The sequence below is a fragment of the Collinsella sp. AM18-10 genome, assembly GCF_003471585.1.
Taxonomy (GTDB): Bacteria; Actinomycetota; Coriobacteriia; order Coriobacteriales; family Coriobacteriaceae; genus Collinsella.
In genome coordinates this window covers 114,757-139,586 of sequence record NZ_QRJO01000002.1, presented here as the reverse complement: position 1 = coordinate 139,586, position 24,830 = coordinate 114,757, and the positions used below count along the sequence as shown (strand labels likewise).

At 60.2% G+C, this 24,830-nt stretch carries 23 protein-coding genes; 5 read left to right on the top strand and 18 right to left on the bottom strand.

The genetic code is table 11. From position 1 onward, the window contains the following. Positions 1-73 precede the first annotated feature (73 nt). Positions 74-1,354 carry an IS256 family transposase gene (locus tag DW211_RS02645; RefSeq protein WP_118259063.1) on the bottom strand — a complete coding sequence of 427 codons (1,281 nt, stop codon included), beginning with the start codon at positions 1,352-1,354 and terminating at the stop codon, positions 74-76. A gap of 228 nt (positions 1,355-1,582) precedes the next feature. Between DW211_RS02645 and DW211_RS10190 the strand changes: the two genes are divergently transcribed. Continuing rightward, a complete protein-coding gene (locus DW211_RS10190; RefSeq protein WP_199576658.1) occupies positions 1,583-1,771 on the top strand; it encodes an ATP-binding protein in 189 nt (62 codons plus the stop codon). A 120-nt stretch (positions 1,772-1,891) separates the two neighbouring features. Here the strand turns inward: DW211_RS10190 and DW211_RS02635 are convergent, their stop codons facing one another. From DW211_RS02635 to DW211_RS02555, 17 genes are all read right to left on the bottom strand, one after another. Next, entirely contained in the window at positions 1,892-3,358 is a 1,467-nt protein-coding gene (locus tag DW211_RS02635; RefSeq protein ID WP_158568470.1) for a lipopolysaccharide biosynthesis protein, read from the bottom strand. Beyond that, on the bottom strand, positions 3,351-4,829 hold the full coding sequence (locus DW211_RS02630) for a DUF362 domain-containing protein (RefSeq protein WP_118259060.1): 1,479 nt from the start codon (positions 4,827-4,829) through the stop codon (positions 3,351-3,353). The genes DW211_RS02635 and DW211_RS02630 overlap by 8 nt, the downstream gene beginning before the upstream one ends. A 21-nt stretch (positions 4,830-4,850) precedes the next feature. Next, positions 4,851-5,687 (bottom strand): ATP-grasp fold amidoligase family protein, encoded by an 837-nt coding sequence (locus tag DW211_RS02625; protein WP_233540933.1) that lies wholly within the window; start codon positions 5,685-5,687, stop codon positions 4,851-4,853. A gap of 83 nt (positions 5,688-5,770) precedes the next feature. Then, positions 5,771-7,018 (bottom strand): O-antigen ligase, encoded by a 1,248-nt coding sequence (locus DW211_RS02620; protein ID WP_158568469.1) that lies wholly within the window; start codon positions 7,016-7,018, stop codon positions 5,771-5,773. An 8-nt stretch (positions 7,019-7,026) separates the two neighbouring features. After that, entirely contained in the window at positions 7,027-8,091 is a 1,065-nt protein-coding gene (locus tag DW211_RS02615; RefSeq protein ID WP_147357232.1) for a glycosyltransferase, read from the bottom strand. A gap of 16 nt (positions 8,092-8,107) precedes the next feature. Continuing rightward, complete coding sequence (locus tag DW211_RS02610; RefSeq protein WP_118259057.1) at positions 8,108-8,794, bottom strand: DUF1919 domain-containing protein; 687 nt, start codon at positions 8,792-8,794, stop codon at positions 8,108-8,110. A gap of 155 nt (positions 8,795-8,949) precedes the next feature. Then, a complete protein-coding gene (locus DW211_RS02605; RefSeq protein WP_304999785.1) occupies positions 8,950-10,038 on the bottom strand; it encodes a glycosyltransferase in 1,089 nt (362 codons plus the stop codon). Between the two features lie 16 nt (positions 10,039-10,054). Further along, positions 10,055-10,954 carry an ATP-grasp fold amidoligase family protein gene (locus tag DW211_RS02600; protein WP_118259054.1) on the bottom strand — a complete coding sequence of 300 codons (900 nt, stop codon included), beginning with the start codon at positions 10,952-10,954 and terminating at the stop codon, positions 10,055-10,057. Between the two features lie 2 nt (positions 10,955-10,956). Next, on the bottom strand, positions 10,957-11,796 hold the full coding sequence (locus DW211_RS02595; protein ID WP_118259052.1) for an HAD hydrolase family protein: 840 nt from the start codon (positions 11,794-11,796) through the stop codon (positions 10,957-10,959). Beyond that, positions 11,796-12,281, bottom strand: a complete 486-nt coding sequence (locus DW211_RS02590; RefSeq protein WP_233540931.1) for a glycosyltransferase — start codon at positions 12,279-12,281, stop codon at positions 11,796-11,798. Before DW211_RS02590 ends, DW211_RS02595 begins: the two co-directional genes overlap by 1 nt. 5 nt (positions 12,282-12,286) lie before the next feature. Beyond that, on the bottom strand, positions 12,287-12,745 hold the full coding sequence (gene pssD, locus DW211_RS02585) for a PssD/Cps14F family polysaccharide biosynthesis glycosyltransferase (protein ID WP_118259049.1): 459 nt from the start codon (positions 12,743-12,745) through the stop codon (positions 12,287-12,289). Next, positions 12,745-13,794, bottom strand: coding sequence for an NAD-dependent epimerase/dehydratase family protein (locus DW211_RS02580; RefSeq protein WP_118259048.1), 1,050 nt, complete (start codon positions 13,792-13,794; stop codon positions 12,745-12,747). Before DW211_RS02580 ends, pssD begins: the two co-directional genes overlap by 1 nt. A 9-nt stretch (positions 13,795-13,803) precedes the next feature. Beyond that, positions 13,804-15,063 carry a nucleotide sugar dehydrogenase gene (locus tag DW211_RS02575; RefSeq protein WP_118259046.1) on the bottom strand — a complete coding sequence of 420 codons (1,260 nt, stop codon included), beginning with the start codon at positions 15,061-15,063 and terminating at the stop codon, positions 13,804-13,806. 38 nt (positions 15,064-15,101) lie between these two features. Next, complete coding sequence (locus tag DW211_RS02570) at positions 15,102-15,851, bottom strand: sugar transferase (RefSeq protein ID WP_233540924.1); 750 nt, start codon at positions 15,849-15,851, stop codon at positions 15,102-15,104. An 84-nt stretch (positions 15,852-15,935) separates the two neighbouring features. Then, positions 15,936-16,526, bottom strand: coding sequence for a hypothetical protein (locus DW211_RS02565; protein WP_118259044.1), 591 nt, complete (start codon positions 16,524-16,526; stop codon positions 15,936-15,938). Positions 16,527-16,851: 325 nt separating this feature from the next. After that, on the bottom strand, positions 16,852-18,615 hold the full coding sequence (thrS, locus tag DW211_RS02560) for a threonine--tRNA ligase (protein ID WP_118259043.1): 1,764 nt from the start codon (positions 18,613-18,615) through the stop codon (positions 16,852-16,854). A 235-nt stretch (positions 18,616-18,850) separates the two neighbouring features. Beyond that, the gene (locus DW211_RS02555) at positions 18,851-19,282 is read right to left on the bottom strand and encodes a zinc ribbon domain-containing protein (protein ID WP_006234085.1); all 432 of its coding nucleotides are present in this window, start codon (positions 19,280-19,282) and stop codon (positions 18,851-18,853) included. A 727-nt stretch (positions 19,283-20,009) separates the two neighbouring features. Here DW211_RS02555 and DW211_RS02550 point away from each other — a divergent pair. The 4 genes from DW211_RS02550 to DW211_RS02535 all read left to right on the top strand — a co-directional run bounded on the left by DW211_RS02550 (position 20,010) and on the right by DW211_RS02535 (position 24,593). Further along, on the top strand, positions 20,010-21,464 hold the full coding sequence (locus tag DW211_RS02550) for an NAD(P)/FAD-dependent oxidoreductase (protein WP_118259041.1): 1,455 nt from the start codon (positions 20,010-20,012) through the stop codon (positions 21,462-21,464). A gap of 61 nt (positions 21,465-21,525) precedes the next feature. After that, positions 21,526-22,860 (top strand): NAD(P)/FAD-dependent oxidoreductase, encoded by a 1,335-nt coding sequence (locus DW211_RS02545; RefSeq protein WP_369832370.1) that lies wholly within the window; start codon positions 21,526-21,528, stop codon positions 22,858-22,860. A 4-nt stretch (positions 22,861-22,864) separates the two neighbouring features. After that, on the top strand, positions 22,865-23,263 hold the full coding sequence (locus DW211_RS02540) for a DUF1667 domain-containing protein (protein WP_118259038.1): 399 nt from the start codon (positions 22,865-22,867) through the stop codon (positions 23,261-23,263). A 241-nt stretch (positions 23,264-23,504) separates the two neighbouring features. Then, the gene (locus DW211_RS02535; RefSeq protein WP_118259036.1) at positions 23,505-24,593 is read left to right on the top strand and encodes a Xaa-Pro peptidase family protein; all 1,089 of its coding nucleotides are present in this window, start codon (positions 23,505-23,507) and stop codon (positions 24,591-24,593) included. Positions 24,594-24,830: the final 237 nt, after the last annotated feature.

The following is a 24,830-nucleotide window of genomic DNA, read 5'->3' as shown; positions in this document are numbered from 1 at the left end:
GAGAAAGTTGGTGTAGCGCCCGATTCGAAGCGAGTCGGCCCTGCGTCCTGCAATCTGGAATACGGTTGATATCCTATGCCGCCTCGACCCTGTCCGCAAGCTCGAGACCGGCCTCGAGCATCTTCCTGGCCTCCGCCTCAAGCCGCGCCCAATCGACGTGACCGTCGATTCCCCGAGTGCGACCGTCATCGTAGAGCTCGTTCATCCTCACTTCCGAGAAGTACCGGGACTCCTGCCATATCTCGTCCTGCTCGCACATGACCGCGCCCGCGAGCCGCACCAGCGACCCTGTGGAGGGGAACACCTGCACGACGCGCGACCTGCGCTTTATCTCTCGGTTGGTCCTCTCCTGCACGTTGTTGGTGCGCAGGCGCTTCCAGTGGGTCGGCGGAAAGTCGAGGTAGGCCAGCGCGTCGGGCTCGGCCTCCTCCAGCACAGCCGCCGCCCTCGGGCAGCACCCCGCCAGCATGTCGCACGCCGCGTGGTACATGGCCGTCACGGTGGCGGCGTCGCGCCCGCGGAACACCTGCGACACGATCCTACCCACGCGGCGCCTGAGCTGCCAGGAGCCGGCCTCGCGCATGCAGTCGCGCATGAGGTGGACCGCGCAGCGCTGCCACGCGGCGCCCTGGAAGACCTCGCCGAGCGCCCGGACGAGCCCCGGGTGGGCGTCCGAGACGACGAGCCGCACGCCCGCCGCCCCGCGCGAGCGGATAGCCCGCAGGAAGGCGAGCCACGAGTCGTAAGACTCGGTGTCGACCACGTCGACGCCCAGGACGCGCCTCCAGCCGCCCGCATCGCAGCCGATGGCGGTGACCACGGCGGTGGAGGCGACGCGCCCCTCGCGGCGGCACTTGACGTAGGTCGCGTCGAGCCAGACGTAGGGCACCGGCGAGCCGTCGAGCGGCCTTCCGCACAGATCCTCGATGTCTGCGTCCAGGCTCGAGGCGATTGCGCTCACCTGGTCCTTCGAGAGCCTGGAGACACCCATCTTCTCGGCCACCCTCTGCACCTTGCGGGTGCTCGTGCCCGTGGCGTACATCTCGGCGACGGCGGCAACGAGGGCGCGGTCGACGCGCTGGTAGCGCTCGAGCACGTCCTCCGGGAAGAAGCTGCCGGAGCGCAGTTTGGGGATGCGCAGCGTCAGCGTGCCGACGCAGGTGGCGAGCGATCTCTCGCGGTAGCCGTTTCGGCTGTTCGCCCCGCCACCGCAGAGCTGGTCGGCCTCGGCGTCCATCACGGCGTTCACGACCTGCTCGGCGAGTCTGCGGAGCAGCTCCTGCATGTCGATGGCGCCGTCATCGAAACGGGGCATGGCGAGCATGTCCGGCGTCGGGTCTGATAAGATTTCCATAGCGGTCTTCGTCCTTTCCTAGAACCTGTTGTTGTGGTGATTTCAGATTCTAGGACGAAGGCCGTTCTTCGTTAAACGAGCGCTAGGGTGCCACCCTTACACCAACATTTTCGACGCGATCCGCGATCGCCCGCACCGCCCGCGTCTCGAAGCACAGCGTCCAGAACGTACTGGTGGCCACGAGGGGGCGAGTGGCTGCTGGACAAGCCGAACACATAGTTCAGGTCGATGCTGCTGGAGCTGATGGAGCTGAGGTACGGCACCGCCTCGACCGTCTTCTGCACGCAGCTCAAGAAGAAGGACTGGCACCCGAGGCTCGGTGGCGGGGTGCATGCCGACGCCATCATGGACAGGATCGTGCACAACGCGGTCTGGGTCGACATGGGCGAGGCCAACATGCGGCAGCGCCGCGGATAGGCCGATAGCAATAAAAAGGCACCGGGGGCAGTGTCGGCCCCGGTGCCCAGGCGCGATATCGGCGGTGCCGTTTCGCGATATTCAACAGTGCTCAAGCGAGCAAATACTCACTGTGAGTCTTCAATGCAGCTTAAACCCATCGCCCCTGACCAGTTTCAGCAGCACGCCCCTACTTCTAGGAAGCACAAGGCACGCCGCGAAGTAGACGACGATACACCCGACGATGTCCAGCGCGACCCCCGAACAGCTGTCGGATACAAGCCCATAGGTCAGCCAGGCGAACGCGCACATAGCCAGCGTACACACAATCTGTTCCTTGAGCGCCCATACCGTTCGACAGAACGAAAGGCCCACCACGAGGTGGGTGACCGCTTGGTTGATGGCTATCAGGATGAGCCTAGAACCCGTGTCGGCCCAAACGACGGCGTCGAAGCCCCGCATTGCGCCCACGGTCATGAGCGGCGTCATCAGCACGAGAAACAGCACCTGCACCAACATCGACACTCGAGGCTTGCCGAGCGAACGATACATCTCGCTGCTGTAGTAGGAGAGCAGGACCATCGGCCCCTGCACTAGGCCGTACAGACCGAACATCAAAGTGGAGGCGCCCCACTGGTCACCCAAAAGCAGCGCCACCAGCGGCTCGCGGAAGATGAAGATGCCCGCAGACAGCGGCACCAGGAACAGCGCCACCACAAACTGGAAGCGCCGCAGGTAGGCGACATACTCCCCACGGTCGAACTGCAGGCGCGAAAGCGACGAGAACAGGATAGGCGTCGTCGCGTTCGTGACGATGCTGAAACACCCGCTCACGAAGGTGATGGGCGTCTTGTAGTAGCCCAGCTCGGTCGCGCCCAGGAAGTGGCCCACGATGAAGGTGCCAGCCCAAGTTGAGAGCCATATGGCAAACGACTCCAGCAGCGTCCAGCCGCTGAACGAAAACATGGCCTTCAGCAGGTCGAACGAGTAAAAGAGCCCGGGCTTCCACTCCGACAGTAGCGTCAGCCCCACGGCGTTGACGACGTTCGCGGCCAATGTGCCCACGATGAGGGACCAATAGCCGAACCCCATGAACGCTAGCGCGAGCGTGGAGCCGAAGTTGAGCAGGGTCGACGCCAGCCTCACCGGCATCAGCGACTTGAAGTCGAGGCTGCGATGGAAAAGCGCCATCTGGATACTCGAGAACGACGTCAGCGGAAGCGAGAGGCAGGCTACGGCGAGTGGGAAGCCAAGCGATGGGTTGCCCACGAAGGCGGCGACTGGGTCGTTGAACACAGCGATCAGGCACCACAGCGCCACGGACACGCCGAAGTTCGTCCAGAACGCTACGTTGGCGTTGGCGTGCAGGTCCTCCTTGTCGCGGAAGCTGTGCTGCACCAGGTACTTCTGAAACCCGGCGTCCGAGAACATGTCGGCTAGGTTCACCACCATGGTGACCGTGGCCACCATGCCGAACGCCTCGGGCGCCAGCAACCTGGCCAGGACGAGCTGCGAAATCGGTGAGATGATCTTGACAATGACCTCGGTTGTCAGCGACCACTTGGCCGCGCCGGCAGACTTTTTCTGCAGTTCCTCGGAATCAGGCAATGTGCACCTCCCTGGCGAAGCGCGCCGCCCAGCCGGAGGTCGGCTTTGCCTTGTAGCGCATGTCCTCATTCAGCCCGTCGACGCGCACGCCGTCGAACGCGGGATCGTTCGAGCGGCACGCGGGCAGCTCGCCGCCCGCGTCGCGCCAGGCGTAAGGCCCGTCGTAGACCAGAGCATTACCCACGGTCGTGATGATCGAGGGGTCGGTGCCCATCATGCGCGTCATGGCGACGTCGTGCACGCACGGGTCGTCGCTAAAGGCGAGCATGTGCCACTCGCCCGGCTCGGGTAGAAGCGGTCCCTCGCCCTGGCCCACCGTCACCATGTCGCACAGCACCACCATGCGCCGCTGCGGCTCGTCGCGCATGACGCCGTCTCTGTCGGCGAAGAAGACGATCTTGTTCAGGTCGAGCACGGTGCGCCAGATGGTGTCGTTGCCGAACCAGCTGCCTTCGGTATAAGCATCAGGCGCCGTCCTTTTCCCAAGATAACGGAATCCTCTAGCCAAATAAGCAAGAATCCTCCTTGCGCAAGAAGGCCCCTGTGCAAGCATGCTGTTCCCCGCATCAAGCGCATCATCCATAAGACGCTTGAACAGATTAGCCCCCTCGTACTCGTCGCATCCCTCGGCCGCAGAGCCGTTGGAATGGTGCGGCAGGTACTCCTTGCGCACGTTCACCCCCACCATGTTCTTCAGTGCGCCGGTCACGCCGGCCTTGCGGTGTGTCTTGGCCTTGGGCAGGTTCACCACAACGTCGGCGTCCAAAAGACACGAGGACACGTAGTACTCGTGTCTGTCCTGCGTGTGGTGTCGCTTCAACTCGGCCGGGTCGTAGTTGGTGATGCGCAGGCCGTCTATGCGCTCCTTGGGAAGTCCCGCGAAGCAGCTGTCGGTGCCCAGGTCGATGACCTTGCCCGTCGCGTCCTCCACGAGCTCCTGCTCGAGCCCCGCGGCGGTGCTCACGGACTTCAGCCCGCGCATGTCCTTGAGCTCGATGTCGACGCCCCGCGAGCGGTACCACGACACCAGCTCACTAAGCCCGGATTGCCCCACCAGTGCGTCGAAGTTGCACGACTGCATAGGCGCATCGGCAAGCACGACGGTGCCCTTTCCCTTCAACGCAACCACGACGTAGTCGATGACGGCGGCAACGACCGAGGGATGGGTGTACAGGCAGTCGGTGCCGTTGCCCGTCGGGTTCTCATGCATCACCAGGTTCGGCTTCACCAGTACGCACATACCGGGCTCGATGTAGGCTCCGAGCGGATTCCAAGCCGCAGTGCCGTAGCTCTCGGCGTCCAGGCCAGCCAAGCGCAGCGTCTCGCGCACGCCAGCGTAGATGGCATTGACGTTCGGTGAAGCACAGTCGGCGCCGAACGGATACTCGGGATAGGCCTCGCCGGGCCTAAACGGCGCGCCTGCCTCCGGGTAGGCCATGCTCTCGTCATGGTAGAGGGAATAGATGATCATAAAAGCTCCTAAAGCAAACGGCTAATCAAGTTCCGGCAGCTCTATCCAGGAGCCGAGCTCCTCATCCCAACGCTCGGGATCGAACTCCTCCATGCCGGAACCGGGATAGAAGGTCATCTCACCGAAGTAGTACTGACCAGCCACCTCATAGAAGTCGACGCGCACGAAGGGCATACCCTCCGAAAGGCGCTCAGCCATGGCCACCATGTCCTTCAGACGCTCAGGCGCCTCGGGAGGCACGTCGGCGTTGGGGTAATGCCTGGTGAAGAGCATGTGGTTCCACTCGGTGTCGAAGAAGTCAACATGCAGGTTGCCGTCGGCGCGCCCCGTGCAGGTAAACTCGCAACGAGCCTGCCCACCGAAGCACATCACCTTGTAATCGGTGAGTCCGACCTGCTCGCCTGCGGGGTCAAGGTACTCCTCGGCGATTATGCGGGGCCTCACGTCCTTGTAGGGCCATTCGCGGCCCGACCAGAAGTAGTTGTTGGCGAGTGACCGCTCGATCTTGCGCCTCGCGGCGGCCATGTCGAAGGTCGACAGGTCGCGGCAGATGGCCAGCCCGCCCGAGTCGTGCGTGCACTTGAGCACGAAGCGCTCGGGCAGCGCGCCGAAGTCTATATCGTCGAAGGAGTCCCACACGCCCAGGGTGGGAACCACGTGCTCCCAGCCGATGCGCTCGGCCACCCAGGGCTTCACCTCAGCCTTGTCCACAAGTTTAGTGTAAAGAGGGTTGCGGTCGTAAAGCTTCAGCCACTGGAGTTTTTCGTTAAAGCTCTTTGGGCTATTGAGGTTAAGCGGACGTCCAATCCGCGCTCTATAAACTAATTTGAGATAAACAGCGTCAGGAAGCAAACGCATCCGCTGTTGCAGCTTTGGCAGCCTAAAGACTACGTAAGGATTTTTAATCAACTTGGCAAGTTCGTTCATCTTATTGAGCTCCATCACAAAACCATGTTGCCATGCGAAACAGGCTCCTCTATGCGTTTTTCGGAAAGCGCAGATTTCGCCATAAGATAGAAAAAAAGGATTTGTAACATTCCACACTTCGAGAAGAACCAGACGCAGGCAAAATCAATTGTTGCAAAAGCGATAATGCCAGATACGGCAAACTGGACATCTATTGATGCCGAGGTGATTCCCCTCAAACGGCGAACAAGAAATACGACCAAAGGTACGTAATAAGCTAGAAATCCGGGGATCCCTAGGTCGGCCAAAAGCTCAACGTAGTTGTTATCTGCACTTGTCTGCCAAGAACCGTGTGTTGTGGAAAACAACGCCTCGAACGAGCCGACGCCCTTCCCCAGCATCGGCGAGCTGCGGAAAAGATCCAAGCCGTATTCGATAAGGCGCGCTCTCCCCTCTGTGCTCGCATCTCCGGCACCGCCCGCAAATGCAAATTGCAGAAACGACTCAATCCTTCGACCGAGATACTGATAAAGGAAATCTATGTTCAGGACGGCATGCAACAACCCGACTGCAACAAGAACACAAATTGAAAAGAGCACGATTCGTTTGCGAATATCGCCCGATCCCAGTGTGCTAAAGATCACAAGGAACACAAGGAGAATAATGAAGTCGCGTCTTGCGGAGGTCATCAAAAGGGCCAAGGACAGAACGACCAGCAATGCTATGTACCCGCCTTGTCGGGCTTTTCTCCATTCGTATATACATAGGAGCATGGTAAAAGCAATGCAGAGCGCAAGTTGCCCGGAGGACACAGACCCATCCACATATCGGTTGTCCGTAAATCTAATACCTTGAAAACCTAGAACATAGGCAGCTGAGGCGATTGAAGAAACGGAAAATGCGACTAACGATATTTTAAGCGCTTGCTTATCATCAATCACCAACGCAGATACGCAACCATAGCAAACCAATTGATAAAAGAATGTCTTGATTCTCGCTACTGATTCCGAGGGAACCGCCGACCAAGAGAGCGAGGCAACACTCCAGGCAAAGAATATTAAACATGCTACCGTAAAACCATTGAAGGGAGACTTCCTTTTCATAACGCACTCAAATAATGTGACTAGAAGTAGAAAGACTTTGGAAACCACACTAACGAGTTCGCCCTCATTGAAAAAGACCGTGGTGAAAATGAAAAACGCCAATGCAGCATCGCTCACTCGAACACGAGCGAGAAGTCCTCTGTCTCTAGTTATATTCCGGGTAGCAGTTGCGGTTTGCATAGCATTACTCACTCCCAGATCACCATGCCCCATTGTTTCGCAATAACATCCGCCGAGAGCCGCTTACATACACCAACGGCATTGGTGCCCAGCCGCTGCGCAAGCCCGTCTTCATCCGCCACGCGCGCCATCGCCATCTCAAGCGCACATTCATCGCCTACGGGCACCAGAAGTCCATTCTCACCGTCGCGGATGACCATGCGTGCACCGCCGCAGGGGCAGTCAGTACAGACAACGGGCAACCCAAGGGCCATGGCCTCGAGCATCGAGTTTGAAAGCCCCTCGTAGTCGCTGGGCAGCACGAACATCCCGGCATCGCGCACAACATCGTGCACGTCCTGGCGCCCAGACTTGATGAAGGCCTTCTCGCCGATACCGAGCTCAGCCGCAAGCGAAACGAGCGCCTCGCGCTCGTAACCGTCCCCGTAAATCTCCAGTGTCCAATCGCTACGCGCTTTCGAGAACTCGGCGAACGCGCGCAGCAGCATCCCCAGGTTCTTCTGCTTCTCAAGGCGACAGAAGCACACCACGGAATGCCGCCTCTCGCCGTAAAACGGCTCGGGCAGGTTTTCCTTCACAGGGTTCATGATGACGGTCTTCCGCACCTTGTCGGAGAAGTAAGCCGCTGCGTCGTCGGTCTGACACACCAGCATGTCGGCGCGGCGATACAGGCGCTCGCGCAGCCAGTCGGTCTTCTCGCCGCTTCCCACGTGTGCCGGGTCGTTGCGCTCGGAGATAACCAAGCGATTGGGAAGCCCCGCGCACGCGACGACAGCCTGCATGTTCACGAAATACTCAAACGCCACAATGCAGGCACCGGGGTTTCGCCTCGCCACGCCGCGCAGCCACGCGATGCGGCGCGCCTTGGTCGCGGTGCCCGAGCCCTGTGGCCCGTATTCCTTCTGCACCCCTTCCGCCACGGCGTACTCCCCGTCGTGCTCGTTGTACACGGCTATGCCCACGCGCCTGCCACACTCGGCGAACTCTGTGGCCAGCACGCAAATCACGCGCGCCGCACCGCCGTTGGCGAGCGCGTTGCTCACGAATATGATGTCTCGATTCTCTAGTGTCACGTTTCCTCTTGAGGTCCTATCTGCCGCCGAAGCAGCCGTTTATGTACTCGGTCACGTTGAACGACCGATTCGCGCCGAAGGGCTCCCACGACGCCTGGATAAACTCGCTGCCCCTCGGACAGCGGATGCGCCTGCAGCACCGCACGCCCGGGTGCTCCTTGGCCGCGAACACGAGCTTGTGCTCAAGCGGCAGCACGTCGAAGGCCAGCAGGTCCTCCTCGGTAGCCCCGTTCTGGTCGTTCAGCTTGAAGATCAGCCTGTCATGGTCGACGCGCTTCACGCGGCTCTCCCACTTGCGCCGGGCGGTCGCCTCGTCGTGGTGGTGCAGCATATGCAGCTCTACGTCGCCGATGAGGCCGATAAGGTAGGTTCCCCAGTTGTCCTTCTCGCCCAGCACGTCCTTCCACTTGGACTCATCGGTCGAGATGAACTCCAGCGGTTCAGCGAGGTAGCGGTCAAGATCGGCGCAGAATCGCACGAAGTCGCTCGGCATGATGAACATCCCCACGGTCGGCGTGTCCTTGCGCATGCCGTAGCTCTCGTAGATCGTGCCGCCCCAGCAGTTGTTGGATATGATGGTGAAGCCGTCCACCTCAAGCCCCCTCGCGCGGGCTTTGCAGGTCCTGGGCAGCCAAAAATCGTTGCGCACTTTGAGACGCACAGTCTCGCGATTGAGCTTCTTGAACTTCTTCAGCAGCGGCATCTACGCCACCGCCTTCAAGTGCGGTGCGCCGCACAAGACGCGCAGGCGTCCCAGGTACACAGGCTTGCCGCCATGCGGTAGGCGCAGCCTGCGCCCAAGTCTCGACTTCGTAGCCGCAACGCGCGCGACGCACGAGGACCATTTGAACAGTTTGACTAGCCGCATCTCTCAACTCCCTCAAAGTACAGCCGGCGGAGCATCGCCGCATTCTCCTTAATGTCGTAACCTGCAGCTTTGGCGACTTCGCAGGACGCACAGCTGTCCGACACGCGATTACGACCCTCCATGACGCGCTCTGCAGCATCCGCCCACGCGACGGGCGAGGCAGCCAGAGCAACCTGCGACACGAGCGGCGTGATGGCGCACTCATCGGTAATCGCGCCGGACATGACAACGGGCAGCCCGTTCAGCTGCCATTCCAGGACAACGTTCGGGAATCCCTCGTACAGCGAGGGAAACACCATGCAGTCCATCGCGTTGAGCAACCTAGGTACGTCGTCCCGGCGGCCCAGGAACCGCACGGCCCCGTCGAGACCGAGTGCTCCGGCCTTTTCCTCGACCTCGGGCATCAGGTGCCCCTCGCCGACGAGGAATAGCCGCCGCGAAGGGTTGCGGCGATAAAGCTCGGCGAAGACCTCGAGGAGCTTGCCGTGGTTCTTCTGCGCGTTAAACCCGCCGACATGCCCAAAGGCAACCTCGCCCTCGGACAGCCCGAGCTCTATTCGCGACGCCTCTCTGTCCTCTGGGGAGAAAGCGTAGGCAGCCAGGTCCTTCCCGTTGGGTATGACGGTGAACGGCCTGTTCCCGAACAACCATTTGCCCGCATCGATTCCGCATGCATAGCGATCTGTCACGCTCGCCTGGAACAGCGGATTTAAAAGGAAACTCGCAACACGATGTGAACACATCGTGTTGCGAGAATGCGCGATACGCATTCTCACAACACGTTTTCTAGCCTCCGCCAGCTCGAACGCTGCCATAGCGCTATTGCAGCACACATGGACAATGTCGAAATGCCTGTCTGCAAGGAGGTGCTTGTACTCGCGATAATAAGCTTTCGCGTTACGTTGTCGGTGAGGAAGAATGATTACCTCGACTCCCGCAGCCTCGACCTCTTCAATGATCCTTGGCTTTGTACCTTCGAAGGCGATGGTTGAAACTTCCAATCCTTCAAGATTCATGGCGCCAAAGATGCTTACAAGCCACGAAGTGATTCCGTCTTTCAATATACCGTTGGTCGACATGACCAAAATCTTCGGGCTACTCATTGCTCTTCGACCTTCTGGCCAACCCGTCTATAGAAAGAAGGTTACCAAGCTCGAGCTCGGTTTCTTCATTGGGTATGCAGACGAAGCCACCATTCGAATAAAACGTCAGTTCACCAAAAACAATCCGACCCTCGATGTCATAAAGGTCGACACGCACGTGCCTGAACGGTTGCGCAAGCTGTTCAGAAATGGCAATCATCTCGTCAATGTTGGCAGGCAGCACGATTTCCGACTCGGGAAGCGTAGGCGCAGCTTTAAACTTATAATCAACACTTCTGCAATCCCGTCCGAACTTATGGTTCCTCGCGTGATGCTCGTACTCGCCAATCGAGACCATGAAGTACTCCACTTTGCCGTTAAAGCAATAGAACTTGTAGTCCACCGGGAGAGACCCTTGGCTATCAAGCAATGCTTCTTCGCAGATAACGCAAGGCTTAATCTCCTTGTAGGCCCATTCGCGAGATTGCCAGTAGTAATTTCTCTTCAAAATTGAGGCGAGTTCTTTTTGCATGGCGGGGAAGTCCCCCCTTGTGCTCGAATCTACGAGGTAGTTTCCCCGTGACCCGTGGTTGCATTTGAGGAAGAACCTATCCGGGAGTTCTTTCAAATCAATCTCGTATGGATTTTGGTAAATACCGTAAATGCGCTTCTGTATCGAAACGCAACCGCATTGTGCCAGGTACTCCCCTACCCTGTACTTGTCGGCGCAGACCGTCATCAAAGGGTTGTGGTCGTTTCGCTTGATGTACAGGAGCTTCTCCGTATACGTGCGAGGATTTGCCAGATTCAGCCGTTTACGGGTTTTAAGGTAGTAAATCAAGCTATCAAACGATTCATCGCTCAACGGGGCAAGGCATCTTTTACCAAATTGTGTTACGTCCTCGAAATGCATGGCTACCCACGCCTCCTGTCGGCCTCTATGAGATTCACGACTTCAGCCACGCCGAAATCATTGTTGGTGGCAACGACGCAATTGGCTGCCGCCTTAACCTCATCACGAGCATTCCCAACTGCAAACGAGTTGGGGAACCTTTGAAATAAGCACAGATCGTTTCCGTCGTCCCCCACGACATAGACGCATTCCGGCTTAATCTTCTCTTTTTCCAAAATCAGCTCAACAGCAGTCAGCTTACTCGAGCCATTCGAGGCGACCTCAACCACCCCATAGTCGTTTATCAAATAGGCTGTCGAGGAGGAAAGCGCCTCGTTAAGGGAAGGCAAATCATCGCACAGAAGCCCACGTAGCCAAATCTTTTTCACCCGTTCACCACCGTGCTTTGAAGTAAGTGCATGGAGGGAAGCAATCGCCCTGCTTCTTGAGCCCGTCAGACGCCTCATTATGTTCGCAAGGCATTGCGGAAGATTGCGTAGATAGATCGGAGCATAGTTGTTGCAATCTGTGAAAACATTAACTCGGCAGTTCTTGTTTTTTGCAAACCCGAGAGCAGCTTCAACGTCAAAAGAAGAAATACCAGGCAATTCAAAACCTTCGGCGCAAGCCCCTTTGAAAACCGTGCAACCGTTGTCGCACGTTAGGAAACCATCGCTGAGATTGACCCCGTCTAAAACGTCGAGAGCCGACGACCTCGATCTTCCGGTACTCACAATCAACGTTCCGCCGCTTGCTGCAAAACTGTTTAATGCTTCCTTGTTTTCAGCTGGCAAAATACCTTCGTCGTTGAGCGATGTGCCGTCCAAATCAACGACGAGAACGCATTTGCCATCGCTGCACATCACAGCACTTCCTCCTGTATGAATCGGTCGATTTCGTCGATGATGGCGTTCGGACTCGGGTTGTGCCACGGCTTCAGGTGCACTCGGCCAGACTCCATTGCCTCTATGGCGTCGCCCAGCTCATCCATCTCACGAACCGCAAGCACCAACCCCTCGGCGGCCAGCGTCTCGTTAATGCCCACTTGGTGATCGTTGATGTGCTCACCGTACTTCGCCAGTCGGGACACCGCAATGACCCTCTTGCCGGCGTTAAGCGCACCCATAATCGAACCTGACGCACCGTGGCTTATCACGATGTCGGCCTCGGCAATCTTTGCCTTGAAGGCATCGGGATCCATGAAATGTTCGAATCTGAAGTTCTTCGGCTCGTATGTCGACGCACCGATCTGGGCAAACAAGGAATCCTTCACATAACCAGCGCCAACGAGTCTATCAAGCTCCTCGAAGAGCCGGTTAAACTGGTAGGGCCTCGAACCAACGCACACAAATATCAATAGAGACACCCCACATACCGCGCTTTCTCATAGAACCGCTTCTGACTCTCCCACTGCACAAAGAACAGATCGGCGTGTTTTTGCATGAGTTTGCCGGCGACGGTAGGCTCGTTAGATCTACCAAAGGTCTCGATAAATACGAACTTCTTGCGGAAAAGGACGGCAAGGAGATAGAACGGGAATGCCACCATAGTGCCAGTGGTCACAACGATGTCAGGCCGCTCCTTTGCCCAGATTGCACAGGCATGGATGCCGTTTACGAACATCTTGGCAGGCATGAGCTTGTCCTTGAGGTCTGTCTGCACCATCAGATAAGGGCAGTCCTTAACAAAGGGCGTCTTCTCGGTGACCATAAAGCCCCCGTACTTGTCCACGAGCGGCTTGAGCTTTTGAAGTTGTTCCCAGTGGCCGCCAGACGACGAGACGAGGCAAACCTTGGCCCTGCCTTTTCCCATTACTCGGCTTCCACTTTGTAGTACTCGCGGTACCACTTGGCGAAGGCCCTCAGGCCGTCCTCGAGCGGCGTCGCGGGCTTGTAGCCCAGATCACGCTGGAGCGCCGTGGTGTCGGCGTAGGTGACGGGAACGTCGCCGGGCTGCATGGGCACGAGCTGCTTGTGGGCCTCGAAGTCGTAGTCGACCGGGAGCACGCCCTCCTCCACCAGAACGCGCTGCAGCGTGTCGACGAAGTCGAGCAGGTTCTCGGGGTGCGAGTTGCCGATGTTGTAGACACGGTGCGCGGCGAGCGGCAGCCCGTCCTCGCCCATCTTCACCTCGGGCGCGGCTTCCATGACGCGCCTCACGCCCTCGACGATGTCGCCGACGTAGGTGAAGTCGCGGCGGCAGTCGCCCATGTTGAAGATCTTGATGGTGTCGCCGCGGCGCAGCTTCTCGGTGAAGCCGAAGTAGGCCATGTCGGGCCTGCCCATGGGGCCGTACACCGTGAAGAAGCGCAGCCCGGTCGCCGGGATGGAGTAGAGCTTGGAGTAGGCGGCCGCCATCAGCTCGTTGGACTTCTTGGTGGAGGCGTAGAGCGACACCGGCGAGTCCACGCGGTCCTCCTCGGAGAACGGCACCTTCTTGTTGCCGCCGTAGACCGAGCTGGAGCTCGCGTAGACCAGGTGCTTGACCGGGTGGTGGCGGCAGGCCTCGAGGATGTTGAAGAAGCCGATGAGGTTGCTCTCGAGGTAGGCGCGCGGGTTCTCGATGGAGTAGCGGACGCCCGCCTGGGCGGCGAGGTTCACCACGACGTCGAATCCGTTCTCGGCGAACAGGCGCTCGATAAGAGCGGCGTCGCACAAGTCGCCGCGCACGAAAGTGAAGCGGCCGTCCGCGTCGGCCCCGGCCAGCATGCGCAGGCGCGCATCCTTGATGCCGGGGTCGTAGTAGCTGTTGAGGTTGTCGAGGCCGACGATCACGTCATCGGTCTCCTCGAGCAACTTCTTGACGAGGAACGCGCCGATGAAGCCAGCGGCACCGGTGACGAGTACTTTTCGATTTGACATGTTTATCGCCTAGTCTCTCTTATACAAATCGCGCGTATAGACCTTGTCCGCCACGTCCGCGAGCTCGTCGCTCCAGCGGTTGGCCACGATCACGTCGCAGCCGGCCTTGAAGGCCTCCAGGTCGTGGGTCACTTCGGAGCCGAAGAACTCCGGCGCGTCCAGCGTGGGCTCGTAGACCACCACGGGCACGCCCTTGGCCTTCACGCGCTTCATGACGCCCTGGATGGAGCTCGCGCGGAAGTTGTCGGAGTTCGACTTCATCGTCAGGCGGTACACGCCCACGACCGGCTTCGGCTTGCCCCCATACACGCGGTCCCACACCATCTGCAGCACCTCTTCGGCCACGAAGTCCTTGCGGGTGCGGTTGGCCTCCACGATGGCCTCGATCAGGTTCTGCGGCACGTCCTTGTAGTTGGCCAGCAGCTGCTTGGTGTCCTTGGGCAGGCAGTAGCCGCCGTATCCGAAGCTGGGGTTGTTGTAGTGGCTGCCGATGCGCGGCTCCAGGCACACGCCGTCGATGACATCGCGGGTGTTGAGGCCGCGGACCTCGCAGTAGGTGTCGAGCTCGTTGAAGTAGGCCACGCGCAGCGCCAGGTAGGTGTTGGCGAAGAGCTTTACGGCCTCGGCCTCGGTGGTGCCCAGCACGAGCTCCGGAATGCCCTTGGAGCCGTCGGCGTTCACGCGCTCCAGCTCGGCGGGGTCGGCGCCCTGCGCGAGCAGGCCGGCGAAGCGCTCGGCAGCCGCGACGGCCTCGGGGTCGTCCTTCGGCGCGCCCACCACGATGCGGCTGGGGTGCAGGTTGTCGTAGAGAGCCTTGCTCTCGCGCAGGAACTCCGGGCTGAAGAAGATCTTGCTGTCGCCCAGCCTCTCGCGCAGGCCCGCGGTGTAGCCGACGGGGATCGTGGACTTGATGACGATCCAGGCGTCCGGGTTCACCGACCGCACGGCGGCGATGGCGGCCTCGACGGAGGAAGTGTCGAAGAAGTTCCTGTCCGAGTCGTAGTTGGTCGGTGTGGCAATGACGGCGTAGTCGGCGCCCGTATAGGCCTCTGCAACGTCGACCGTGGCGTGCAGGTCGAGCTGGCGCTCCCCCGCCTTAGCCTCCGCCAGGAAGCGCTCGATCTCGTCGTCCTGGATGGGCGATACGTAGCTGTTGATCTTCTCGACCTTCTCGGGCACGATGTCCAGGGCATGCACCTCGTTGTGCTGCGAGAGCAGGACGGCGAGGGACAGGCCGACGTAGCCGGTACCGGCGACAGCAATCTTCATTTTCTTCTCCAATTCGATTTCACAATGTAAGCCAGGCATTAGCAGGCCCCGCTTCCGGTAAAGACCTCAACAATGGTCAGGAGGACGATTCTCAAATCCATCCAAACCGAACGGTTGGCGATATATTCCAGATCGCGGCGGACCATACCGTCGAACCCGGTGGAGTTGCGCTCCGTGACCTGCCAGAGCCCAGTAATCCCAGGCTTCACAGCAAGGCGCTGCAGGTCGAAATCGGTGTACTCGGCCACCTCGTTGGGCAACGGCGGGCGTGGGCCGACCACGGACATCTGGCCCAGGAACACGTTCAGGAACTGCGGGAACTCGTCGATGGAGTGCTTGCGGATGAACTTGCCTATCTTCGTGACGCGGGGGTCCTCCCTCATCTTGAACATGGCGCCGGCGATCTCGTTCTGCCCCTTGAGCTCGGCGAGACGCTCGTCGGCGTCCCTGTACATGGAACGGAACTTCCACATGCGGAAGGTTGACAGGCTGCCGTCGCGGCGGGTCTGGCCCACGCGAATCTGGCTGTAGAACGGGTTGCCCTCGCTCTCCAGGCGGATGGCCGCGGCCAAAATCAGGCTCGGAATGGCGATAACAATAAGAACGGCACCGCTGAACACGATGTCGAACGTGCGCTTCACAGCCCTATAGATAAGGCGCGAGCGATCCCAGTCCATGATGGATTGCATGGCCTTGTAGCGACCGGCGCCCTCACGCCGGTCCATGGCCTGAGCAATCAACGCCGCCCCCACAGGCGCATTTGTCTCTGTTGCTTCTTTAGCAGCCACAGTCAAACTTACGTCCCTGTTCCCCAGGGATCCCCCAATCGATAAATTCAAAAATGCGAACGAATTGCCGGCGCAACGTCTCCCTTACGTCTTACTGGGCACGTCCAACGGAAGCAGCTCCCTAAATGCGGAGTCGCCTTCGCCCACGTCCACCAGGCACCAGCGCTTATGACGGTCGATCTTCATTACACGGGCCTCTTGCCCCACCAAGGGCCCCTGCTCTATGTGCAGCACGCCGTCTTCTATGCGGGCCACGCTGTTGCGCACCACGCCGTCGTCGTCGAGCACGCTGCGGTACCAGTCCTGCGCATCGTCCGGCATGGGCGCATAGGCCCGCTCCCTGCTGCCAGCAATGCGGCAGCCAAAGCTCAACTGGGCCAAAGCCCTATCGAGCAGGGCGGCATCGCGCGTGGCGACGAAGAAGTATTCCTTGTACATAGGTTTGGTTTGGAGCGACCAGGCGCCGTCCCGCTTAAACCAGAACTCCTTTTGCATCACAAAAGCGTCCTGCATCAGCTCGTGCGGGATTATGCGGCGGACTTTTTCACAGGTCTCGCGCTCTTTACCATGGGGAGTGTGGACCAGATACCAGCGGACGCGGCCATGCTGGCTGTTGGTAGTGGCGCCACTAAAGGCGCCGGGCAGCTGCTCTTGGCGCCGCATTGTCTGTTCCATCTCTCGCCCCCTTAACTTGCATCCGCGACGCACACGAATGCAGGGGCGTTAAGAACAGGCTTCTCGCTCGCAGCTAGGCGCAATCGCAAAAGTACAGGTTTTTGTAGAGGCGTATGGAGATGCACCCATTCGCGGCGCATTTTGTGCAATCTGGGCAAACGCGAGCAGTTTGCTCGTATAATGAGCAACGTCGAAAGATACAAAAACCTGTACCTTTTTGCACAACAAAAAAGCCGCTCTAACCAGCGGCTTTTCTTCTATAGACAACAAAAAAGGCGACCGCCCGCGAGGACGATCGCCTTTATTAATTCTTGTATTGTTTGTGCTAGGCGCGAGACTTGATCTCCTCGAGCACCTTGGCCACAAACTCATCAACGCTCATCTGAACGGTCTCGTTGGAGCGATCGCGGACGGAGATGTTGCCGGCCTCGACCTCTTTCTCGCCCAGGATGAGCATGTAGGGCACGCGGTCGATGCTGCGGGCCTCGCGGATCTTGTAGCCGATCTTCTCGTCGCGGTCGTCGCAGACCACGCGAATGCCGGCCTCCTCCAGCTTGGCGCACACCTCGTGAGCGTAGTCGCGGCTCTTCTCGGAGACGGGAAGCGCCTTGACCTGCACGGGAGCCAGCCAGGTGGGGAACTTGCCCGCAAAGTGCTCAATCAGAATACCGATAAAGCGCTCGATGGAGCCAAAGCACACGCGATGCAGCATGATGGGGCGCTTCTTGGTGCCGTCGGCGTCCACATACTCCAGGTCAAAGTTGAGCGGCATCTGGAAGTCGAGCTGGACGGTGCCGCACTGCCAGGTACGACCGAGCGAGTCCTCCAGGTGGAAGTCGATCTTGGGGCCGTAGAAGGCGCCGTCGCCCTCGTTGACCTCGTAGTCCATGTGCAGCTGCTCCAGAGCGGTGCGCAGGCCCTCCTCGGCGCGAGCCCAGTCCTCGTCCGAACCCATGGAGTCCTCGGGGCGGGTGGAAAGCTCAACGTGGTACTTAAAGCCAAACTTTTGGTACACGGAGTCGATGAGGTTAACCACGCCCACGATCTCGTCGGTCAGCTGGTCGGGACGCACAAACAGGTGGGCGTCGTCCTGGTTAAAGCAGCGCACGCGGAACAGGCCGTGCAGGGCGCCGCGCAGCTCGTGGCGGTGCACCAGGCCAATCTCGCCGGCGCGGATGGGCAGCTCGCGATAGGAGTGCGGCTTGGAGGCGTACACCAGCACGCCGCCCGGGCAGTTCATGGGCTTAATGCAGTACTCTTCGTCGTCGATGATGGTGGAGTACATGTTGTCCTTGTAGTGGTCCCAGTGGCCCGAGGTCTTCCACAGCTGCTTGTTCATGATGAGCGGCGTGGAGATCTCCACGTAGCCGGCCTTGTGGTGGATCTCGCGCCAGTAGTCCAGCAGCGTGTTCTTAAGGATCATGCCGTTGGGCAGGAAGAACGGGAAGCCGGGGGCCTCGTCACGCATCATAAAGAGGTCCATCTCGCGGCCGATCTTGCGGTGGTCGCGCTTCTTGGCCTCCTCCAGCATGTGCATGTGCTCGTCGAGCTCTTCCTTGGTGGCAAAGGCGACGCCGTTGATGCGGGTGAGCATCTTGTTGTCCTTGTCGCCCTTCCAGTAGGCGCCCGAGACGCCGGTGAGCTTAAAGGCCTTGAGGGCCTTGGTGTAGCAAATGTGGGGGCCGACGCACATGTCGATGTAGTCGCCCTGCTGGTAGAAGGTGATGCGGGCGTCGTCGTCCAGGTCGCCGATGTGCTCGACCTTGTACTTCTCGCCGCGCTCCTCCATAAGGGCGATGGCCTCGGCACGGGGCTTCTCGTACACGGAGAACTTAAGGTTCTCCTTGACGATCTTTTTCATCTCGGCCTCGATCGCGGGGAAGTCGTCCTCGCTGATCTTGACGCCCTCGGGCAGGTCGACGTCGTAGTAGAAGCCGTTGTCGGTCGCGGGGCCGTAGGCAAAGTCGGCCTCGGGGTACAGGCGCTTGATGGCCTGCGCCATGATGTGCGCGGCGGAGTGGCGGATGACGTGCGTGACCTCGTCCTGCGGGAGCTCGGCCACCGAACCGTCATTGTAGAGTGCCTTCATGGGTATGTTTTCTCCTCTCGGATGCCTGATGCAAGTGCGTGCGATGCGCTCGGCGTTTTTGACTTGCATCATTATAGGCAGGTTGCCTTGGTATACAAGCGCCCGCCGCACCTTAATGGCACGGCGGGCGATTTTCTACGCATGCTTCATCGTGTGGGACGGGGCCGCGGGGCGCACGTGGGCTGCGCGTGGTGCGCGGCGCCCGTGGCTTGCGGCCGGCCCGACGATGGATGCGTTACTGGATGCGAGTTCGGCAGTAGGGGCAGACCTTCCAGTGCGCGTCGAGCGGGCGATGGCAGCTGGGGCACACGTTGCGAACCTGAGTGTCGCACACCGGGCACACGACAAAGTCTTTCTCGATGGGAGCGCCGCACTGCGGGCAGGTGCCGTACTGGGCAAGCTGACGCTCGCGCAGGGCCATGTCCAGCTCCTGCTCCTCGCGGTCGGCCGCGTAGGAGTGCGGGCGCAGGACCAGGTAGGCGATGAGGCCCACAAACGGGATCAGGGCGATGATGCCCCATGCCACGTAGGCGCTGGCGCCGCGGCGGCGAGCGTCGATGAACACATAGACGACCGACAGCACGTACAGGGCGATGATAAAGCCCACGAAGGCATAGATGACGCCCATAAGCTGCGGCGACATGAGCTCGGAGATGTACTTGGACATTACGGGTACCTTTCGGAATATTAACAGTCCGGTCAAGTTTACCACGGGGTTTGTTTATATGGGACCACGGCTAGGCGCGGGGCTGGCGCGGACACAAACATCTCAATCTGTAACAGGTGGGAGCGGGATCCGGGTCTAGATGTTACAGAACGAGACACAGGGGTCCCTCCCCGACTTCAATCTCGATCTGTAACATCTTGGGCCCCAAAACCCCTCTTACTGTTACAGATCGAGACAAAGGAAAACGTCCAGGCCGAATGTCTCAATCTGTAACAGATACTCGGCAAAAACAGGTCTAACTGTTACAGATTAAGACATTCGAAATCGACTGATAGGTTCATCTAAATCTGTAACATCTAGACCCCAAAACAGTCCCCAGATGTTACAGATCGAGACAGAAGAATCTCTCCCTGACTTTAAATCTCAATCTGTAACACATAGGACCGATTTCCCCCTCTTACTGTTACAAATCAAGACGAACGGAGGGTCCGTCTGGCAAACGTCTCGATCTGTAACATCTGGAACCCAAATCCTCGTCTAACTGTTACAGATCGAGACGAACGGTTGCCGTAGTTGTCGGCAGACGAGCTTGTCGACGTTGCCGGGTCTCCCCTCGTCTGCCGTTGGCGGGTGTTGCGGGGCTGTTCGCCGCATTGCCGCCGCTCTGGGGGTGTGCAGACCGTAGGATAGTCTTATTGACAGCCTGTCAACTCGTCTGGGAGGCACTGTGACAGAAACGTTTGATATCGCGATTGTCGGCGCGGGCATCACCGGATGCGCCATCGCGCGGCAGCTTGCGCGGTTTGACCTGTCCATTTGTGTGGTCGAGGCGACCAACGATATCGCGTTGGGCGCGTCGAAGGCCAACGGCGGCCTGGTGCACGCGGGCTACGATCCGGCGCCGGGCACCGTAAAGGCGCAGGTCAACGCCCGTGGTTGCGAGTTGTACGGTACGTGGTCGCAGGAGCTGGGCTTTCTGTTCTGCCGCACCGGGTCGATGGTGTTGGGCTTTAGCGACGAGGACCGCGCGCATCTGGAGCAGCTGCGGTGCAACGGCCATGTCAACGGTGTGCCCGAGCTGTCGATCGTCGGACCCGACCGCATCCACGAATTAGAGCCGCGCGCCAGTGCCGATGCAACGTGCGCGTTGTGGTGTCCCTCGACTGGGTTTGTCGACCCGTTTGAGGTTGCCGCCGCCGCACTGGAGAACGCCGTGGCCAACGGGGTGACGTTTATGCGCTCCGCACCCGTGGAGGCGATTGAAGTCGCGAGCTCGGGCGACGACGCGCGCTTTACGCTGGCAACGCCCGCCGGAGACGTGCGATGCCGTTACCTGATCAACGCCGCAGGCAACGGAGCCGCGGACATCTCGCATATGGCGGGCGCCGAGGAGTTTCAGATGGTCTGGCGCCAGGGCAACATCGTGGTGCTGGACAAGGAACCGAGTGCGCTCATGCCGCTCTACCCCGTTCCCACGCCGGTATCGAAGGGCGTCATCGTCACGGGTACCGTACACGGCAACACCGTGATTACCGCGACCGCCGCCGTGCGCGAGCCGGGCGACACGCAGACCTATGCGGATGACGTCAACGCGCTCCTGACCGGCGCGCGCAAACTGGCGCCCGATCTGGACACGCGTCGCGTGGTGCGCGCATTTGCCGGCGGTCGTCCGGTCATTCAGGGAACGAACGACTTCTTTATTGGACAGTCGGCCGTGGTGCCGGGGCTTTTCCAGGCGGCGGGCATTCAGTCGCCGGGCGTGGCGAGCGCGCCGGCCATTGCCGAGCGCATGGAGCTTGTGATGCGTGAGGCGGGCGTTGCCCTGCATGAACGGAACGATTGGGACCCGATTCGCCGCGCGCCGGACGATTTTGACCGTGCACCGCTCGCGCGCAAGGAGGAGCTGATCGAGTCCGATCCCGCGTGGGGACAGATTGTCTGCCGCTGCGAGACGGTGCCCGAGGCCGAAATCGTGGCCGCGATTCGACGCCGCCCGGGTGCGGTTTCGGTCGAGGGCGTCAAGCGGCGCTGCCGTGCGGGCATGGGCCGCTGCCAGAGCGGCTTTTGCCAGAGCCGCGTGGTGGCGATTCTGGCCCGCGAGCTGGGCTGCGACCCCAGCGAGGTGCTGCTGGAGGATACCGGATCCTGGTTGGTTGAGGGACCGATGAAGGGGGTGCGCTAGGATGGAGAGCTTTGAAGTAAATGCAGCGAGCGCGACCGACGGCACCGCGGACGCCGTGCCGATGCAGGCCTTCGACGTGGTCGTTATCGGCGGCGGACCTGCCGGCATGGCGGCCGCGCTGGCCGCGCACAAGGCAGGCGCACACGTGGCCATCGTGGAGCGCGAGCAGCACCTGGGCGGCAACCTCCGACAGTGCATCCACCCCGGCTTTGGCCTGTCGCACTTTAAACAGGAGCTCACCGGCCCCGAGTACGCGCAGCGCTTTATCGACCAGGTTCGCGCGACCGACATCGCGCTGTTCTTGGACAGCATGGTGCTGGGGATCGATTCGGAGGAGGGCGATGACGCGCTGGGCGCGGATGCCTCGAACGCAGAAGCCGGTGCGGGTCATACCGTCACAATCATGAGCCGCGCCGGCATGCTGCAACTCGCCGGGCGAGCGGTCGTCCTTGCCATGGGTTGCCGTGAGCGCACCCGCAGCGAGATCAAAATCCCCGGCAGTCGTCCCGCCGGCGTGTTTACGGCCGGTCTGGCGCAGCGATACATCAATATCGAGAACCTCAAACCCGGCTCGCGCGCCGTCATTTTGGGTTCGGGCGACATCGGGCTTATCATGGCACGTCGCTGCACGCTCGAGGGGATTTCGGTCGAGGGCGTATACGAACTCATGCCGTACGCCAACGGCCTGCGCCGCAACGTCAAGAACTGCCTGGACGACTTTGGAATTCCGCTACACCTGTCTACCACCGTCACGCGCGTGATCGGTCACGACCGTGTGGAGGCCGTCGAGATAAGCCGGGTCGACGAGCATCTGGCGCCCATTCCGGGGACCGAGCGCGTTGTTCCGTGCGACACGCTGCTGCTTTCGGTGGGCCTGATTCCCGAGAACGAGCTTTCGGTGGGGGCGGGCGTTGAGCTTGACCCGCGCACGCGTGGCGCCGTGGTGGACCAGAGCCTGCAGACGGGCGTGCCTGGCATCTTTGCCTGCGGCAACGTGCTGCACGTGCACGACCTGGCCGACAACGTAACGACCGAGTCCGAGAGGGCTGGCGCAGCTGCAGCGGCGTACGCGCTGGGTGGCGGAGCCGAGACGGACGTGGTCGCGGACACGGGCTGCGAGCTCACGGTTTCCCCTGCCGGCAACGCGGGATACGCGCTGCCGGGACGCATTACGGCTGTGGCACTCACCAAGCTCAACTTCCGCGTGCGCCGGCCAGCCGATGCCGCATGCGTGAGGATCTTGGCCGACGGCGAGGAACTGTTCGCCGGCAAGGTCCGTGCATTTAAGCCGAGCGTCATGGAAAGCTTCCCGCTGCCGGCAAAGGTGATTCAGCGCGCACTCGACCTAGGTGCCAGCGAGATTGTCCTGTCCGTCGATCCCGTTGAGGAGGCGTAAGGCCATGAGCACGAATGTGACCGAGACATTGCAGTTCAACTGCACGACCTGCCCATCCGAATGCCTTCTGACCGTAGAAGTGGAGCGCGACGCCAATGGCGCCGTGGTGGAAGTGCGCTCCGTAACCGGCAACAACTGCCCGCGCGGCGATGAGTTCGCACATCAGGAGCTCATCTGCCCCATGCGCGTGCTCACGACGACCGTCGCCGTCTCCGGCGGCGACGAGAAACTTCTCCCCGTACGCACCGCCGACGCCATCCCGCTAGAACTCCACGCCCAGGCCATGGCCCTCATCCGCAGCCTAGTCGTCAACGCCCCCATCCGCATGGGCGACGTCGTGCTCCCCAACCTCCTCAACACGGGCATCGACCTCATCGCCAGCATGGACATCGACCCAGCCTAAGCAGCTAATTTAGGACGGGGCTCTTTTAGCTACCCCGCCATCCACCCCGCCCCTCCTCCGCAGTTGCGGTGAAATACGGACTGTTTTATGGCTTCAGGCCGCTAAACAGTCCGTATTTCACCGCAACTTATGAGGGCGCGCATGGGATGCAAAGGAGTGTCCCGGAGTGCCGGCATAAAAGGAACGTCCCTATGTACCGGGCTTGGGATACCATGGTGGCAGCCTAGCGAAAGGATGTTTCATGGCACATGTCGATGACCAGCGTGTGGCGCGCGTGCTCGATGCGCTCGAGGCTCAGCACCCCGGCGCGCAGCTGCTCGTAAACGACCCGTGGTCGATTTACTATCTGACCGGCTTTTATGCCGATATGTTCGAACGTTTTTGCGGCGTGCTGCTCGTGCGCGGTGCCGAGCCGGTGATCCTAGTCAACGCGCTGCATCAGCTGCCCGAGTATGACAATGCCCGCGTTGCTTACCACACCGATACCGATATCGTGACCGATGCCATCGCGCGCGAGATCGATCCGACCAAGCCGCTTGGCATCGATACCGTCATGCGCTCCGGCTTTTTGATGCCACTTATGGAGCGCCGCGCCGCCAGCGAGTTTTTCCTGGGCGACTTTGCCGTCACCGCCGCACGCACCCACAAGGATACCACCGAGCAGGAGCTCATGCGCGTGTCCTCAGCCGCCAACGACGCCGTGATGGCCGATGTTATCAAACTCGTACACGAGGGTGTGACGGAGCGCGAGATTGCCGACCAGATGCTGAATCTATATCGCAAGCACGACTGCGAGGGATTTAGCTTTCCGCCCATCGTGAGCTTTGGCGCCAACGCCGGCGATCCGCACCACGAGCCCGACGGCACCGTGCTCAAGCGTGGCGACGTGGTGCTATTCGACATTGGTGGACGCCATCGCAACTACTGCTCGGATATGACGCGCACGTTCTTTTGGGGCGAGCCGGACGAGGAGACGACGCGCATCTACGATATCGTACGCCGCGCCAACGAGGCCGCCGAGGCTCTCATCGCACCGGGCGTGCGCATGTGCGATCTGGACCGTGCCGCGCGCGATGTAATTGAAGACGCGGGCTATGGGCAGTACTTTACACATCGCTTGGGCCACTCGATCGGCCTGCAGGACCACGAGCCGGGCGACGTCTCGCTCGTCAACGAGCAGGTTGTCGAGCCGGGCATGACCTTCTCCATCGAGCCGGGTATCTACCTCCCCGGCCGCACCGGTGTCCGCATCGAGGACCTAGCCCTGGTGACCGAAAACGGCGTCGAGATTCTCAACGCCTACCCCCACGATCCGGTCCGTCTGGACTAGGCAATGTGCCAAAGGGACAGTCCCATTGTCCCTTCCGATTAGCTGCGCCACGAAAACGGGCCATCTACTACGTTTAACCCGCATGGGTCGACCATGCGGGTCTTTTTTAAAAAATGGCAACCCCTTTACCTGCGGTTTTGATTTCACAATTCTCGGTATGGTCAAGGGTTACCGGCCAAACGTAGTAGATGGGCCCATTTCGTGGCGAGCGAGTCAACTCGGGGGCACAGGACGGCC